Annotated in this window: 8 protein-coding genes; 1 reads left to right on the plus strand and 7 read right to left on the minus strand. The window is 61.3% G+C overall.

Features of this window, described 5'->3' with window-relative positions; all coding sequences use genetic code 11:
* Positions 1-352: 352 nt before the first annotated feature.
* Genes glgB through CXQ93_RS12060 form a run of 3 tightly spaced genes read right to left on the minus strand, consistent with a single transcriptional unit; the run spans position 353 to position 7,920 of the window.
* Positions 353-4,069 carry a 1,4-alpha-glucan branching protein GlgB gene (gene glgB / locus CXQ93_RS12050; protein ID WP_104110694.1) on the minus strand — a complete coding sequence of 1,239 codons (3,717 nt, stop codon included), beginning with the start codon at positions 4,067-4,069 and terminating at the stop codon, positions 353-355.
* On the minus strand, positions 4,069-5,856 hold the full coding sequence (gene treS / locus CXQ93_RS12055; protein WP_104110695.1) for a maltose alpha-D-glucosyltransferase: 1,788 nt from the start codon (positions 5,854-5,856) through the stop codon (positions 4,069-4,071). The genes glgB and treS overlap by 1 nt, the downstream gene beginning before the upstream one ends.
* 3 nt (positions 5,857-5,859) lie before the next feature.
* Positions 5,860-7,920 (minus strand): alpha-1,4-glucan--maltose-1-phosphate maltosyltransferase, encoded by a 2,061-nt coding sequence (locus CXQ93_RS12060; protein WP_104110696.1) that lies wholly within the window; start codon positions 7,918-7,920, stop codon positions 5,860-5,862.
* Between the two features lie 305 nt (positions 7,921-8,225).
* Here CXQ93_RS12060 and glgP point away from each other — a divergent pair, with 305 nt between their 5' ends.
* Complete coding sequence (glgP, locus tag CXQ93_RS12065; protein WP_181036145.1) at positions 8,226-10,841, plus strand: alpha-glucan family phosphorylase; 2,616 nt, start codon at positions 8,226-8,228, stop codon at positions 10,839-10,841.
* Positions 10,842-11,196: 355 nt separating this feature from the next.
* Here the strand turns inward: glgP and glgX are convergent, their stop codons facing one another.
* The 4 genes from glgX to ispF form a co-directional block, all read right to left on the minus strand.
* Complete coding sequence (gene glgX, locus CXQ93_RS12070; protein WP_104110698.1) at positions 11,197-13,383, minus strand: glycogen debranching protein GlgX; 2,187 nt, start codon at positions 13,381-13,383, stop codon at positions 11,197-11,199.
* A gap of 8 nt (positions 13,384-13,391) precedes the next feature.
* On the minus strand, positions 13,392-14,384 hold the full coding sequence (rlmB, locus tag CXQ93_RS12075) for a 23S rRNA (guanosine(2251)-2'-O)-methyltransferase RlmB (RefSeq protein ID WP_104110699.1): 993 nt from the start codon (positions 14,382-14,384) through the stop codon (positions 13,392-13,394).
* A gap of 342 nt (positions 14,385-14,726) precedes the next feature.
* Positions 14,727-16,145 (minus strand): cysteine--tRNA ligase, encoded by a 1,419-nt coding sequence (cysS, locus tag CXQ93_RS12080; protein WP_104110700.1) that lies wholly within the window; start codon positions 16,143-16,145, stop codon positions 14,727-14,729.
* Positions 16,142-16,663 (minus strand): 2-C-methyl-D-erythritol 2,4-cyclodiphosphate synthase, encoded by a 522-nt coding sequence (gene ispF, locus CXQ93_RS12085; protein WP_104110701.1) that lies wholly within the window; start codon positions 16,661-16,663, stop codon positions 16,142-16,144. The genes cysS and ispF overlap by 4 nt, the downstream gene beginning before the upstream one ends.
* Between the last annotated feature and the right edge of the window lies 1 nt (position 16,664).

The following is a 16,664-nucleotide window of genomic DNA, read 5'->3' on the forward strand; positions in this document are numbered from 1 at the left end:
CAACCAAATAACCAATTCAATATAAATAAATTGGTATCAATAAAACTTGGCACACTATTGAGTTCTCAAACAACAACCACACCCAGCCAACACATACACAAACCAAACAGTCCGTGACGATCAGTGCCGAGGCAACTTTTCAAACTTACCCGCATGAATTACACGACGTCAAATCCGTAATTTCGACTGAATTCAAACTTTCATTTGAACACAAACCATCGAGCCTATATTTCAAGGTCAAGTAGTTTGGTCTATTCCGGATCCGAACCGTTCGTTCAGCGGAGTACTAACAATAGCACCTGCCCGCCGTAAACACAAAACGACGGGCAGGTGTCTAACAGATGTACGGATCCTAGCGGCCAGTGGGGTCACTCAGGGTCAAGTACAGGGCTCCCAAGGGCGGAATTCGCAGGCGCATTGAAGCGTCCTGGCCATCCCACGGCTCTGCTTCGGCCTGCAGATCACCCACGTTGCGGACATCAGAGCCGCCATAGGCAGAAAGGTCTGTATTAAAGGTTTCCTTCCACGCACCAAGCGATGGCACCCCCACCCGGTATCCCTCATAAGCAACCCCGGCAAAGTTGATGATGCACACCAGCGGATTGCCGGCCTTGTCCCACCGGATGAAGGAAAGTACGTTATTTTCCGTGTCGCCGCCGTTGAGCCATGTGAAGCCTGCGGATACGTTGTCCAGCTCATACAGCGCAGGGGTGCTGGCATAGCTTTGGTTCAGATCTTTGACTAGTTCCTGGATACCGCTATGGGACGGGTTCTCCGCCAGCCACCAATCCAGCCCGTGCTGTTCACTCCATTCGGATTCTTGGCCGAACTCAGTCCCCATGAAGATCAGCTGCTTGCCGGGATGCGCCCACTGGAAGGCCAGGTATGCACGCAGGTTGGCCAGCTGCTGCCACCGATCCCCCGGCATTTTGCGCAATAGGGATCCCTTGCCATGCACCACTTCGTCATGGCTGATGGGCAGCATGAAGTTTTCCGTGAAGGCGTACACCAACGAAAAGGTGATTTGGTTGTGGTGCCACCCACGGTTGACCGGATCCTCCGCCATGTACGTCAGCGAGTCGTGCATCCAGCCCATGTTCCACTTGATGCCAAAGCCCAGCCCGCCGCCGCTGGTGGGTGCCGTAACTCCGGGGAAAGCGGTGGATTCTTCGGCAATGGTGACGATTCCGGGGTTGCGCCGGTAAGCCGTTGCATTCATTTCCTGCAGGAAGCTGATGGCTTCCAAGTTTTCCCTGCCGCCAAAGCGATTGGGGCTCCATGCTCCGTCTTCACGCGAGTAATCCAGGTACAACATGGACGCCACTGCATCTACACGCAAGCCGTCGATGTGGAATTCCTCAAACCAGTACAGGGCGTTAGCAACGAGGAAGTTGCGCACCTCATTGCGGCCGAAGTCAAAGATCAGGGTGCCCCAGTCCGGGTGCTCGCCCAGCTGAGGATCGGAATGTTCATACTGTGCCACACCATTGAATTTGGCCAGCGCCCATTCGTCCTTAGGGAAGTGTGCCGGCACCCAGTCCATAATGACGCCAATGCCGGCCTGGTGCAGCGCATCAACTAGGTGTCGAAATTGATCGGGGTGACCGAACCGCGAGGTCGGCGCGTAGTAGGAGGTGACTTGGTAACCCCATGACCCACCAAAAGGGTGTTCCGAAACTGGCATGAGCTCAACGTGAGTGAAGCCCAGCCACTGCACATATTCAACAAGCTCTTTGGCGAGCTGCTCGTAGCTCAGGCCCGGCCGCCAGGAACCCAGATGAACCTCATAGACGCTCATAGGAGCGTTGTGCGGATCCGATTTTGCCCGCCGCGCCATCCAGTCGCCGTCCTTGAAGGAGTATGTGGATTCCACCACGCACGACGCCGTCAAGGGTGGCACTTCGGTGCCATACGCCATGGGGTCAGCCTTTTGCAGCCATTGCCCGTTCTCAGTGAGGATCTCAAACTTGTAGCATTCACCAGCTGCAATGTCTGGGATGAATAATTCCCAGATGCCGCTGCCACCCAGGCTACGCATGGCGTGGGCGCGCCCGTCCCAGCTATTGAAGCCACCAATGACGCGCACAGCCTGCACGCCAGGAACCCAAACCGCGAAACTGACCCCAGCGACATCGCCCAGCTCAGAGTGGTATCGCTGAACGCGCGCGCCAAGAACAGTCCACAACGTTTCGTGCCGGCCCTCGGCAATGAGGTGCATATCCAGTTCCCCCACCGTGGGCAGGTAACGGTACGGGTCATCGCAGCGGAGGAGCCCATCGGCATATCCAACGTCCAAGCGGTAATCGGGCACCTTCCCCGAGTCCTCTACGGGCACGACGGCAACCCAGATGCCACCGTGTTCGTGGGTCATGGGGTATTCACCGGAGTTTGTCACCACTTGCACCGACTTTGCCAGATGCCGCAAAGTACGGACGGTGGCAAAACCCTCACCACCCAAATGCGCACCCAGCACTGAGTGCGGGGCGTAGTAGGTGCCCTCGGAAATTCGCGCCAAGACTTCCGCGTCGACTGCCATCGGGGCCAGCTTATTAAGTCCCACGTCCACACCACTTTCTCTTGTTTCAAACAATTCCCGCACGGCGTTTACCGGCACCCAGACCCAATCGGGCCGGTTTTGAAGTTCATATGCAATCTCATACAGCGCCTTATCCAGCCACAATGCCATGAAAAGCGCAGAATCCTTGTCAATTCTGCCGCCGGATGCGCTGTCATATCCGGCAATAAATGCAGTGCTACTGTTTTCTACCCAAACGGCCGCTGCAGCACGGGACGTTGTTCCGGTGGCCGTGGCCTGCGCTCCTGCATAGTCGAAGGAGCGCAGCATGCCCGCGACGTCGCGCAACACCACGTCGGCACGGCTGCGCTCTGCCAGTGGACGCAACGGTTCGCCCTCAAAGTCCAGGACATACCAGCCCGCATCGTCACCGGCCGTGGCTTGGTGAAGGAGCTGGCCTAGGTGCAGATCACCGTGGATTCGCTGCAACGGCGGGAGAAAAGTTATTTGGTTCAGTCGCGCTAAAACGTCTTCTAGTTGTTGCCCATAGGGCCCGACGGCGAATCCCACTAGGTCCCAACTGGCCCGCAGCCGCGCGCTGAGGGAGTCAATGTAGCTGACGGTGCTGGCCGCATCTTGGTCATGGGTGCCCAAACTTTCTGCCAATCCACGGTGGACATGCGCCAAGGTCTCCCCGATGCCGTGGGCACGTAGCGAGAAATCCACTCCCTCGGCAATGGCCGCTAAAGCGACCGTCCAGCCATCTAGAGCCGCAGGCACAAAGTCATGGACCACGAACAACGTGGTGTCTTTCAGGCTGGTTTTCACCGCCAGTCGCAACGAGGGCACCTGAGGAATACGGCGACCACCTGGCAGGCCAGCAAGCGCCGCGCCAATTTCGCGCTCTGGATGATCCCCGGGGTGCAAGACCCTGAAAATTTTTGCAATCACGGGCCGACCATCGAGCTCAAAGATTACGGAGGTGTTGGACTGCTCTGTCCCCACCACGCGAACCTTGGAGACCGCGCCCAGCCCACATCCAGCCGAGTTCAGATCCGCCCATTCCGGATGCACCCAGCTGCGCAGACCCGCCGCGGCGGCGGCAGTATCAGTGCCAGCTCCAGAGTTCGCGTACGTAGCGCCAGCGGCGGACGTGGCAGAGGAAGTAGCGGCTGAAACGTCGCTTTGAAGGGAATCATCCAGTAAATCCAGCCATGCCTGCAAGAATGCCCGGTCCCCCAGCCCGTCATACACGCTGACACCCGCCACCCGGCCTATAAATCCAGCCTGATGCGGCGCTTTATTTTTTAGCACGCCCGTGCCTTCTAGTTGCTCAGGCGAGTGCAGGCTCAGGGGAATTTGGAGCAGGAGGCTGGAATCCGACGGCCCCACCCTGACAAACAGCACGCGGAACCGAACCGCCGGGTTCGCAGACGGCAGTTGCAGCTCACCGTCAATGACCACCTGATCATCGTGCGCCGAATCACCTTTGCGGGGGTACCAGCGCTGGCGCGGGAGCCAGTGCGCCAAGAGTTCCTCGAGCGTGTCCGCCATCAGTATCCGAACTCCGATCCGTCAATCACCGGCAGGGCCTGCGTTTGGGTGGAAAGGGCGTTGGATGATTGGGAGCGCACGCGCAGCCAAAAGAAGTCGTAGGACCCCAGCGTCAAGGTGAGGTGGCCGCCGTCGTCAATGCCAGGGAAAATGTCGCCGCCAAAGACGTCACGCAAGCCGCGGCCGGCAAGCCCTAGCAGGTTGAGCGTGGCCGCGGATGGGTGCTGAGACAAGTTGAAGACACACAAGATAATCTCGGGCGCCTCCCCTTCGGCATTGCCCACGGGCAACACGCGCAGGAAGGCCAACACGGATTCATGGGAGGTTTCCACGTTGTCATAGCGCCCCAGCCCAAAAGCGGGGTGGGCCTTGCGGATCTTGAGGATCTGTTTGTTCCAGTGCAGCAGCGAACTGGAGTGGGCCGTCTGCGCCTCAACATTGACATGGTTGTAGTGGTACACCAACGATTGCACCACGGGGAGGAAGAGCTTACCCGGGTCCGCATTGGAAAAGCCGGCGTTTCTATCCGGGTTCCATTGCATGGGCGTGCGTGAGGCATCCCTGTCATCAAGCCAGATGTTGTCCCCCATGCCAATCTCATCACCGTAATAGAGGAACGGGCTCCCTGGCAGTGCCAGCAGGAGGGCGTTGATGAGCTCAATCTCGGCGCGAGAGTTATCCAGCAAGGGTGCCAGCCTGCGCCGGATGCCAATGTTGGCCCGCATGCGTGAATCCGGGGCGTACCAGCCCAGCATGGCCTCGCGCTCGGACGGGGTCACCATCTCCAGCGTCAGCTCGTCGTGGTTTCGCAGGAACGTTCCCCACTGGGCACCGCGCGGGATGGACGGGGTGTTGGCCATGGTCTCAACAATGGGCGCGGCTTTCTGGTCCCTCAGCGCGTAGTAGAGCCGGGGCATGATGGGAAAGTGGAACGCCATGTGGCATTCCGGGTTTTCCTCCGTGCCGAAGTAGTCCACCACTTCGTGAGGCATTTGGTTCGCCTCAGCGATGATCACCCGGCCCGGGAACTCGGCGTCGACCATGGCACGCAAATCCTGCAGGAATTGGTGGGTGGGCGGCAGGTTCTCGCAGTTGGTGCCATCCTCGGCGAACAGATACGGAATGGCGTCGGCGCGGAAGCCATCGATGCCCTGCTCCATCCAGAAGCGCACCACGTTAAAGATGGCGTCCCGAACGGCGGGATTCGCAAAATTCAAATCCGGCTGGTGGCTGAAGAACCTGTGCCAGAAGAATTGACGGCGGATGGGATCGAAGGTCCAGTTGGACTCTTCCGTGTCAACAAAGATGACCCGGGCGTCCTGGTACAGCTCGGTCGTGTCACTCCACATGTAATAGTCACCAAACGGACCATCCGGGTGCTCCCGCGACGCCTTGAACCACGGATGCTGGTCAGAGGTGTGGTTGATGGGCAGATCAATGATGATCCGCATGCCGCGTTCGTGCGCCTGGGTCACCAGAGACTTGAAGTCCAGGATGGTGCCGTAGGTTTCCATGACAGAGGTGAAATCGCGCACGTCGTAGCCGCCGTCGAGCAGGGGTGAATCGAAGAACGGGGGCAGCCATAGGCAATCGATGCCCAACCACTGCAAGTAATCCAGGCGGGAGATCAGTCCGGAGAAGTCCCCCGCCCCATCCTCATTGGCATCGGCAAAGCTCTGCACCAGTACTTCATAAAAGACGGCCTTCCGGTACCAATGGGGGTCGTGAGCCAACCCGGGCGCGTTCAAGTTGAACTGCGGCGCACTATTGGTACGAGGGAAAGCCATGGGTCATCTCCTAATGTGCAGGATATGTGCCGGTTCGAGGTGAGCATCGAGGCGGAAGTAGTTCTTCTTGCCCCAGTTCCACGTGGCTCCCGTGACCAGGTCCTCCACAAGGAATGTGCCATCCGGGGACAGCCCGTCCAGCTCCAACGCATCCAGGTCAAGGGTCACTTCGCCTTCCCGCATGCTGTGCGGGTCCACGTTGATGACCACAATGATGGTGTCCTTGCGGGCCGGTTCGCTTGCTGTGGCGGCAATGTTCTTGTGTTTGCTGAAAACCAAGACGGCATCATTGGAGCTTTGGTGCAGGCTAAGATTTTGAAGATCCAGCAGTGATGGGTGTGCCCGGCGGATGGTGTTCAGCAGCGTGACAAACGGGGCCAGCGACTTCCCCGCAGCTTCTGCTGCAGCAAAGTTCCGGTCCTTGTACTCATACTTCTCATTGTCAATGTTCTCTTCGGAGCCAGGGCGGGCCACGTGTTCGTAGAGTTCATAGCCGGCATACATGCCCCACAACGGGCTGCCCATGGCGGCGAGAATGGCTCGAATCTTGAACGCGGCCGGCCCGCCGTACTGCAGGTATTCGGTGAGGATGTCCGGGGTATTGACGAAGAAATTGGGACGGAAGTACCCGGCCGATTCGCGGCTCACGTGCACCAGATACTCTTCGAGTTCTTCCTTGGTGTTGCGCCACGTGAAGTAGCTGTACGACTGCTGGAAACCAGCCCGGCCCAGCGCCGCCATCATGGCCGGACGGGTGAAGGCTTCAGCAAGGAACACCACATCCGGACGCTCAGCATTGATGGTTCCAATGAGCCACTCCCAGAACCAGACCGGCTTGGTGTGCGGGTTATCGACACGGAAAATTCGCACCCCGCGCTCGATCCACAAGCGAACAATGCGCAGAACCTCATTACTGAGCCCGGCCGGATCGTTGTCAAAATTCAGGGGGTAAATGTCTTGGTACTTCTTGGGCGGGTTTTCCGCATACGCAATGGTGCCATCCACCCGGGTGGTGAACCATTCCGGATTGGTTGTGGCCCAAGGATGATCCGGGGCGCATTGCAGCGCCAAATCCAGGGCAATCTCCAGATCCAAGTCCTTGGCGGCTGCCACGAACTGCGCAAAATCCTCTAGCGATCCCAGATCCGGATGGATGGCGTCATGACCGCCATCCGCCGAGCCGATGGCCCACGGCGATCCCGGATCGGCGGGTCCGGCCACCAGAGAATTATTGGGACCCTTGCGGTTGATGGTTCCGATGGGATGAATGGGCGGCAGGTACACCACGTCAAAACCCATGGCCGCGACGGCGGGGAGCCGGTTGCGTGCCGTGCGGAAATTACCGCTGGTCCACTCCCCCGTCTCGGGATTCCGCCGCGCCCCCTCCGAGCGCGGGAAGAATTCGTACCAGGCGCCTCGACCGGCAGCGTCTCGCTCTACTTGCAGCGGGTATTTCCGGCTTGCCGTCACGTGATCACGCAGCGGGAAACGTTCGACGGCGGCACGTACCTCTTTGCCTGTGCCGCCGGCTAAGCGGTCATTGGTGTTCAGGGACGAATCTGCCAAGGTGCGCGATGCCTGCTTGAACACGCTGGCGGCGTCTGGCGCGGTGGCTTTGGCTGCTTTGGCTGCGCTGCTCAGAAGCAGCGCACCTTCGGCCAGCATGACCTCGACGTCAACATCGGCGTTGATTTTCACTTGGGCATTGTGGGCCCATGTGGCATACATGTCAGTCCAGCCTTCAATGACAAAATTCCAGTTGCCTTCGAAGGCCGGGGTCAGCACGCCTTCCCAGGAATCTGTGCCTTTGGCACCAGGGGTCATTTTGGCGCGTTGGGCCACAGAATTATCCGGTGCCAGCAGGACTGCTGTGGCGCCCAAAGCATCGTGGCCTTCGCGGAAGATGACGGCGCTGACCCGGACATCGGCGCCGCGGATGGCCTTCGCTGCGAATTTTCCGTCTTCAAGCACGGGCTGGACGTTGGTGATGGGAATTCTGCCAAAGCGTAGGCCCTGTTGCGGATCCGCGGGAGCGGAGGCAGGCACAGCGGCAGTCGCAGGCATAGCGGCAGTCGGGGTGGCCGACGTCGTACTGTTTCTTGGTGTTGACGCGGCGGCAGGCACGGCAGCGCTTCCGGCGGCGGTGGCGGGCACATTTCTCGAAGGCTTAGAAGTACTCACAAAATGAACGTTAGCGACTCCCGGCCCGGATTGCGAAGGTCGGCCGCCATTTAGGCGCGTTGCTCCGTCACACGGGGACGGATTTGCCGCGCGGACGGCGCTGTGTGCGTGTCAGAGCCGGCGTAACAAGCCGGGAAATTGCCACAGTTACTGTCGAGTCGCTGCGGGGGTGGGCTAGTGTGACCGGCATGAAGGCAATCCGCAGATTCACTGTCCGTACTGCTGTTCCCGCGCAGATTTCCGCATTGACCCGGTTGGCCACCAACCTCCGCTGGTCCTGGCATGTCCCCACCCGTTCCCTGTTCGAGTCCCTCAACCCGGAGCTGTGGGAAAAATCCCGCCGCGATCCGCTTGCCATGCTCTCCTCGTTGTCCCGTGCCCAGCTGCAGGAACTGGCGGCAGATCCGGAGGTGGTGGCCCGCGTGAGCGCTGCGGCCAGCAGTCTGGACCGATACCTGTCTGAGCCGCGCTGGTACCAAACTCTGGGCTCCGATGCGCCCGAATGCATCGCCTACTTCTCCCCCGAATTTGGCATCACCGAGGTCCTGCCGCAGTACTCCGGCGGACTCGGCATCCTGGCCGGCGACCACCTCAAATCCGCCTCCGACCTGGGTGTCCCGCTGATTGGCGTGGGACTTCTTTACCAGGCCGGCTATTTCAAGCAGTCGTTGTCCAAGGACGCCTGGCAGCAGGAAAGTTACCCGCTGCTTGACCCTGACGCCCTACCGCTGACCCTGTTGCGTGAGGAGGACGGCACGCCCGTGCAGATTCACCTCCCGCTGCCGGATCACCGGATGCTGCGCGCACATGTTTGGCGGGCGGATGTGGGCCGGGTGCCCCTGCTGTTGCTCGATTCAAACGTGGCCGAGAACGACGACGCCGCCCGTGGCGTCACCGACCGGCTGTACGGCGGCGGCGGCGATCACCGCTTGACGCAGGAACTGCTGTTGGGCATGGGCGGGGTCAAGGCGTTGCGCGTCCACGCCCGCCTCACAGGAACCGCGGCGCCGGAAGTTTTCCACACCAATGAGGGCCACGCAGGCTTCCTCGGGATCGAACGCATCCGCGAACTCATGGACCCGGCCATCACACCGGAACCGTTGTCATGGCGCGAGGCGCTGGCTGCTGGCCGCGCGTCGACCGTGTTCACCACGCACACCCCCGTGCCGGCGGGCATTGACAGGTTCCCGCGCAGCATGATCGAGCACTTTTTCGCGGGCTCCTTGGCACCGGGCGTTCCGGTCCACGAAATCCTCGCCTTGGGCGCGGAAAATTACGACGACGGCGATTCCGGCGTCTTCAACATGGCCGTCATGGGGCTGCGACTGGCACAGCGCGCCAATGGTGTGGCGAAGCTACACGGCGTGGTCTCCCGCGGCATGTTCTCCGGGCTGTGGCCACGATTCGATGAGGCTGATGTGCCCATCACTTCCGTCACCAACGGCGTGCATGTGCCCACCTGGATTGACCCGCTGCTGGCCGCGTTGGCCCGGGAACGCTTTGGCGCCGAGGTGGTGGATGGCCCGGATTGGTCCAAGGTGTATGACGTGAGCGACGCCGATGTGTGGGCTATGCGCCGGCGGCTGCGGGAGGCGCTCGTGGAGGATGCCCGAGCCCGACTGCGCTCGTCGTGGAAGAAGCGCGGTGCGGCCGATGCCCAGCTGGCCTGGACTGATTCTGTCTTGGATCCGGACGTGCTGACCATTGGTTTTGCCCGCCGCGTCCCGACCTACAAGCGCCTGACCTTGATGCTGCGCGACCCCGCCCGGCTCAAGGCGCTGCTGCTGCACCCGGAGCACCCGATCCAGATCATCATCGCCGGAAAATCGCACCCCGCTGACGACGCCGGCAAGAAAATGATCCAGGATCTGGTGCAGTTCACCGATGATCCCGAGGTACGCCACAGGATCATCTTCCTGCCCAACTACGACATCGCCATGGCCCGCACGCTGTTCCCCGGCTGTGACGTCTGGCTGAACAATCCGCTGCGCCCGCTCGAGGCGTGCGGCACCTCCGGCATGAAGGCCGCCATCAACGGCTCGCTGAACTTGTCCGTCATGGATGGTTGGTGGGATGAACTGTACGACGGCGAAAACGGCTGGGCGATCCCGACGGCCAATACCGGGGCAGGCGAAACGGAACGCGACGATATCGAGGCCGCCGCCCTGTACGAATTGTTGGAAACTCAAGTTGCGCCGCGCTTCTACGGCGAAGTGGTGGCTGCTGCTGCAGGGGCTGCAGGACCGTCCCAACCGCACGACGGCGGACTGCCCTCGCACTGGATTTCCATGATCAAGCACACCATCGCCCACCTGGGGCCGGCTGTCTCGGCCAACCGCATGGTTGCCGAGTACGTGCAGCGTTTGTACCAGCCGGCAGCTGTTGCTGGAAGGCTTGCCCGGGCCGACAGCTACGCATCCGTGCGTGAACTGGCGGCGTGGATTGATCGGGTTCGCCCGGCCTGGCACGAGGTTCGCGTTGAACACGTGGAGTCCCACGGACTCAACGACGAGCCGCAAATTGGCGAGACCCTGCAGGTCCGTGCCCACATCATGTTGGGCACCTTGAACCCAGCCGATGTCCAAGTCAACGTGGTGTACGGCACGGCAGGCGAATCGGATGATCTGAGCTCAACGCAAACCCTTGCGCTTGACTCGGTGCAGGATAACGGCGGCGGAAGATTCCAATACGCCGCCGATCTGCTGATCGACCGTTCCGGCGACTTTGGCTACGGCATCCAGGTGCTCCCCCGCCATACGGCGCTGGCAAACCCGGCTGAATTGGCGCTCATCACCACGGCTTAAGCGCGTTTCGGCGCTGGTCCGGCCCGGCTACCGCCGGGTCCGCCGCTCGCAGAAAGATTTTTTGGGGCTCGTTCCTCGCCGAAAAATCCGTGCTCACTATCCGGCCCGGCGTTCGCCGGGCCGGATCTGTTTTGTCCGCCCGGCTGCTCTGGGCCCACGCCCGCGAGGGACCCGCTGCGAGCCTGCGAGCAGTGGGAGCCGGTGCGACCGGATTGTCCGCCCGATTGCGTTGGGCCCACGCCAGCGAGGGCCCCGCTGCGAGCCTGCGAGCAGTGGGAGCCGGTGGAGGGCCCACGCCCGCCAGGGACCCGCTGTGTGGATCGCTCGCGATCCACACAGCGGGAGCGGGCGGGGATTAGCGGGCGGTGAGATCGTTTCGGAAGATCTGGACGGTATTCGCACTGGCGCGCACGGCGTTCCCAGGCTCGACCAGCTGTTGCGAACGGGACAGCGCGAAGGTGGGTTCGCCGTCGTCCATCTGAGTCGGTGACTCCGTGGTCATGCGCAACATGTAGGGCCGCGGCGCGACGGCAACCTCAGTGTCGGGAGCCGCCTTGGGATCAGCGTCCGGCTCGCTGAAGCGCGGGTTCGCGGGGAGCACCACGTCTTCATCGGTGATGCCGGTGTTGAAGACGATGAGCCCATCAACCGCGCCGTCCGGGGAACCCATCAGCATGGTCAGCACACGCTCGTGCGGGTTGCCCCAGCGCTCGGGCGTCATGGGAGCACCGTCGGCACCGTACCAGTGGATGAACGACTGCCCGCCACGGGTGGGGTAGCTGCTGGGCTGCGCGGCCAGGAAATCCTTGCGGATCTTCAAGAGTCGCGAGGTGGCCGCGAGCATGGTTTTGGCCTCGTCGTCCATGGTCCAATCGACCCAGGCGATCTCATTGTCCTGGCAGTAGACGTTGTTGTTTCCACCCTGGCTGCGGCCAATCTCATCGCCCGCGGTGATCATGGGCACGCCGAGGGCCAGAAGCATGGTGGCCATCAGATTACGGCTGGTCCGGGCGCGCTGGTCCAAGGTGTTGGGGTTGTTGGTGATGCCCTCAACGCCGTGGTTCCAGCTGCGATTGTTGTTGGTTCCGTCGCGGCTATCTTCCTGGTTGTCTTCATTGTGCTTGTGGTTATAAGCAGTGAGATCGGCCAAGGTGAAGCCGTCATGGGCCGTGATCAAGTTGACAGTGGCCATGCGGCTGCGCCCTGAGGCAGCAAACATCGCCGCCGATCCGCCCAATGCATCACCGAATTTGGCCAAGCCTTGGTGGTGGTAGCCAGCCAGCATGGCGGCCCGGTCGGTGAGCCACACTTCCCGGACATTGTCGCGGAAGGAATCATTCCAGTCGGCCCAGCCGGTGGGGAAATTCCCTGTCTGCCAGCCGCCGTAACCAACATCCCACGGCTCAGAAATGAGCTTGGTGGAGGCCAACACACCGTCGGTAGCCGCTGCGAGCAGGAACGGGTGCTGGTTGTTGAAGGCGTGCTCTCCATCGCGTGCCAGTGAGACGGCGAGGTCAAAGCGGAAACCATCAATGTGGAACTCTTCAACCCAGTAACGCAGAGAATCCATGGCCATTTTAATGACGTGAGGGTTGCCGAAGTTTAGGGTGTTGCCACAGCCGGTGGTGTCGAAATAGTGACCATCACGCATACGGTAGTACTGCTCTTCGGCGAGCCCGCGCCAACTGTACGACGGGCCGCCGGAACCGCCCTCGGCGGTGTGGTTGTAGACCACATCGAGGATCACTTCAATGCCCGCCATGTGCAGCAGCTTGATCATGCCCTTGAGTTCAGCCTGCACCGCCTGCGGACCGGCTGCCTGCGCCGCGGCGCTGGCGTATTGCACGTGCGGGGCGAAGAATCCCAGGGTGTTGTAGCCCCAGTAATTAGTCATGCCGGTGCCGTGCAGGTGCGGTTCGTCAATATGGAAGTGCACCGGCAAAAGTTCGACGGCGGTCACCCCCAGATCCACCAAATGCTTGATCATCGCGGGGTGGGCCATACCGGCATAGCTCCCGCGAATATCTTCGGGAACATCCGGGTGCAACATGGTCTGCCCGCGCACATGGGCTTCGTAAAAGACGGTCTCGCGCCACGGCGTGTTGGGGCGTTGGACTGTGCCCCAGTCGAATTCCTCATCCATGCGCACCGAAAGGTAGCGGGTTACACCCTGCGCATCCGTCTGCTCATCGATGTACCGGCCGTACGGGTCCAGTAAAAGCTGCACGGCAACGGGATCAATCAGGAGCATTTCTTCCTGAGTGGCCCCTAAATCCGTGTAAAAACCGTAGCGAGTGCCGGCCGGCATCTTTTCTACCAGGCCGTGGTGCACGCCGTCGGTCTTGTCCGCCAGAAGCACTGCCTTCCAACCGCCGCCTGGCGGCTGGAAGCACAGAACTACATCATGGAATGCCGGTGAGTACACCGCCACGTTGGCCATATCCGGCCCATGTTCCCTTGGAATGGCGCTAACGCCCAAAGGATAGTGGCGCGACAAAGCCGCCCCCAAGGTACTGATGGCCTCAATGACAGTGATAGGCATGGCTAGCGTTAGGCCGAGCGCTGCTTCGAGATTTCGTACAGTGTGATGCCCACTGCCATGGAGGCGTTGAGGGATTCCATGGCCGAGTCAATCGGAATTGAAACAATCTGGTCGCAGTTTTCGCGGACCAGGCGGGACAAGCCCTTACCCTCGGAGCCAACCACGATGCAGACCGGTTCCTGCGCCAAACCGAGCTTGGGAAGCGAAACGTCGCCGTCGCCGTCGAGCCCTAGAACAAAGAAGCCCATCTTCTGGAACGCGCCGATGGCACGGTTCAGGTTGGGAGCTTTAGCAACGGGGACGCGCACGGCGGCACCGGCGCTGGTCTTCCAAGCGGCAGCCGTGACACCGGCGCTGCGGCGCTCGGGCACGATCACTGCGTGGCCGGAGAACGCCGAAACGCTTCGGATGATGGCACCGAGGTTGCGGGTATCGGTGATGCCGTCCAGGGCCACGATGAGCGGCGCGTTAGCGATGTGTCCCTTCTTCCACTTAGCGATGATCTCGCTGGCGGTGTCTACGGCGTCCTCGTACTCGTACGGAGGAATCTGCAGCACCAGGCCCTGGTGGATGGCGTCTTCGGTGAGACGGTCCAGTTCCGGCTTGTGGGCTTCCAGCAACGGGATGCCGCGCTCGGTGGCGAGTTTGATGGATTCGCGCACGCGCTCGTCCATGTCGACGCGGACAGCAACGTAGAGTGCCTTGGCGGGAATGCCGGCGCGCAGTGCCTCAACAACCGAATTACGGCCCGTCACGAGCTCTTCGGTGGCCTTGCCCTTGGGGCCGCTGTTGCGGCGGGGTGAGGCGCTGGTGCCAGCGCCGCGCTTAGCGGCTGAACGCTCGGCCAGCTCCTGGTTCTTGTACGCCTTGTGGTAGGTGCGCTCTGCAGCCTTAGGGGTCGGGCCCTTGCCCTCGAGTGCCTTGCGACCGAGCCCACCCGTGCCCTTGACGGGGCCCTTCTTGAGCTTGCGGACGGCGCCGGAACGGGGAGTGTTGGCCATGGTAAAACCCTTACGATTGGTGCGGTGCCCTGTGCTGGCCCCGAAGTTCGTCAAACAAATCAGACAGCGAGCACATTTTTGGCACGCTTCATAACGGGAAACAACATACCCGTAGCTAATAGCTTACGGCCTCGAAGCAAATCCTGTGGTAAATGGGCGCAAAAGTGGTACGTCTCACCGCTGGACCCGCCGCGAGAATGCGATCGTCTGGCGAAATTGCCTTCGAGTGATGCAGCGTTGCACAAAAACCGCCGGAAAGTGATGCAGCGTCCAACAAAAACCGCCGGAAAGTGGTGCGGCGTCCATCAAAAACGGCCGGAAAGTGATGCGGCGTCCGGAGGGTTACTTCTTCAGGGACCAGGTGGCACCGTTTGCTGTGTCGGCCACGTCCACGCCGGCCGCTGCGAGCAGCTCGCGGATCCTATCCGATTCGGCCCAGTTCTTCTCCGTCCGGGCCTGCGCACGGGCTTCGAGCTGTGCCTTGATGAGCACGTCCAACGCCGTCAGCTCTGCCTCCGAGCCACTGCCCTGCCGCCACTTGGGGTCCATCGGGTTGATGCCCAGCGCATCCGTCATGCCCATGACAGCCAGGAACGCATCCTGTAGCGCGTCCTTCTCCCCCGCGGCCAATGCGGTGTTGCCCGCACGGACCGTTTCATGCAATACCCCAAGCGCTGCCGGAACATTGAGGTCGTCATCCATGGCCCTAACAAACGCCTCCGGACGGGTACCTATGTAGCCAAAATCGTTCCCGGGGAAGAGCTGGGCCAGAGCTGCCTTGGCAAACGTTTCAATGCGGTCGACGGCGGCCGCGGCCTCTGTGAGCGAGCCCGGACGGTAATCCAAGACCGAGCGGTAGTGTGCCTGGCCCAGGTAGTAGCGGACCACAAGAGGACGGGCGAGTTCGAGCATTTCGCGCGGGTTGATGGTGTTGCCGATGGACTTGGACATTTTTTCACCCTGGTAGGTGACCATGCCGTTGTGCATCCAGAAGTTGGCGAAGCCGTGGCCGGCAGCCTGCGACTGGGCCATCTCGTTTTCGTGGTGCGGGAAGCGCAGATCCAGACCACCACCGTGAATATCAAACTCGGTGCCGAGATACTTGGTGACCATGGCCGAGCACTCCAGATGCCACCCGGGGCGGCCGGCGCCCCAAGGGGATTCCCACCGAGCAGTCTCCGGATCGCCTTGCTTATGACCCTTCCACAGCGCAAAGTCGCGGGGATCGCGCTTGCCCCGGGGATCGGCGTCGGGCGCTGCCTGCATGTCATCAATGTTCTGGTGCGTCAGGGAGCCGTACTGCTTCCAAGAACGCACATCAAAGTAAACGTCGCCGGAATCATCCAGTGCCGGGTAGGCGTGGCCGCGCTCAATCAGCGTGGCAATGAGGGCGTGCATCTCGGGGATATGGCCGGTGGCGCGCGGCTCGTAGGTGGGCTTCTGAATACCCAACGACTCGTAGGCGGTAGCGAACGCCTGCTCGAAGCGGTAGGCCAGTCCCCACCAGGGCTCGTTGTTCTCGGCGGCCTTGACCAGGATCTTGTCGTCAATGTCTGTCACATTGCGGACCACTGTGACGTCATATCCGCTGCTTTGCAGCCAGCGCGTCAGCTGGTCGAAGGCAAGCGCGGATCGGACGTGGCCAATATGCGGCTCGCCCTGGACCGTGGCGCCGCAGTAATACAGCGAAACCTGCCCCTCTTTGAGCGGGACGAAGTCGCGAATGGCGGCAGTGGCGGAGTCATGGAATCGCAGGGTCACGGCTCTAGGGTATCCCGTCGGGCCGATGCGGTGTGCTCGCGCTGGATGACCAGAGCGGTGGCAATGGCTGTAATGCCTTCGGTTCGGCCGGTAAATCCCAGCCCGTCGGAGGTGGTGGCGCTGACGGACACCGGGGCGCCCGCAGCAATGCTCAGAGCTACTTCTGCCTCGCGGCGGCGGGGTGAAAACTTAGGCCGGTTGCCAATGAGTTGAACGGCAACATTGCCAATCTCAAAACCTGCTTCGCGCACAATCCGGGCCGCCTCCCCCAACAATTTAACGCCGGAGGCGCCCGCGTATTCGGGGCGGTCCGTGCCAAAGTGAGTGCCAAGATCGCCCACTCCCGCTGCTGAAAACAGGGCGTCGGCAGCTGCGTGAGCTACGGCGTCGCCGTCGGAATGGCCGCTGAGTCCGCGCTCGCCTTCCCACAGCAATCCTGCGAGCCAGAGCGGAGCGGGGGAATCATCCGCGGCGAAGGCATGTGTGTCGACGCCGATGCCTGTGCGGGGCAAGATCATG

The organism is Arthrobacter sp. N199823, from assembly GCF_002929705.1.
Lineage (GTDB): Bacteria > Actinomycetota > Actinomycetes > Actinomycetales > Micrococcaceae > Specibacter.

Bases quoted from the DNA above. Each gene is read 5' to 3' on its own strand.
- CXQ93_RS12060 (WP_104110696.1), bottom strand. From the start codon at position 7,920: ATGCCTGCGACTGCCGCTGTGCCTGCCTCCGCTCCCGCGGATCCGCAA.
- treS (WP_104110695.1), bottom strand. From the start codon at position 5,856: ATGGCTTTCCCTCGTACCAATAGTGCGCCGCAGTTCAACTTGAACGCG.
- ispF (WP_104110701.1), bottom strand. From the start codon at position 16,663: ATGATCTTGCCCCGCACAGGCATCGGCGTCGACACACATGCCTTCGCC.
- glgX (WP_104110698.1), bottom strand. From the start codon at position 13,383: ATGCCTATCACTGTCATTGAGGCCATCAGTACCTTGGGGGCGGCTTTG.
- glgP (WP_181036145.1), top strand. From the start codon at position 8,226: ATGAAGGCAATCCGCAGATTCACTGTCCGTACTGCTGTTCCCGCGCAG.
- glgB (WP_104110694.1), bottom strand. From the start codon at position 4,069: ATGGCGGACACGCTCGAGGAACTCTTGGCGCACTGGCTCCCGCGCCAG.
- rlmB (WP_104110699.1), bottom strand. From the start codon at position 14,384: ATGGCCAACACTCCCCGTTCCGGCGCCGTCCGCAAGCTCAAGAAGGGC.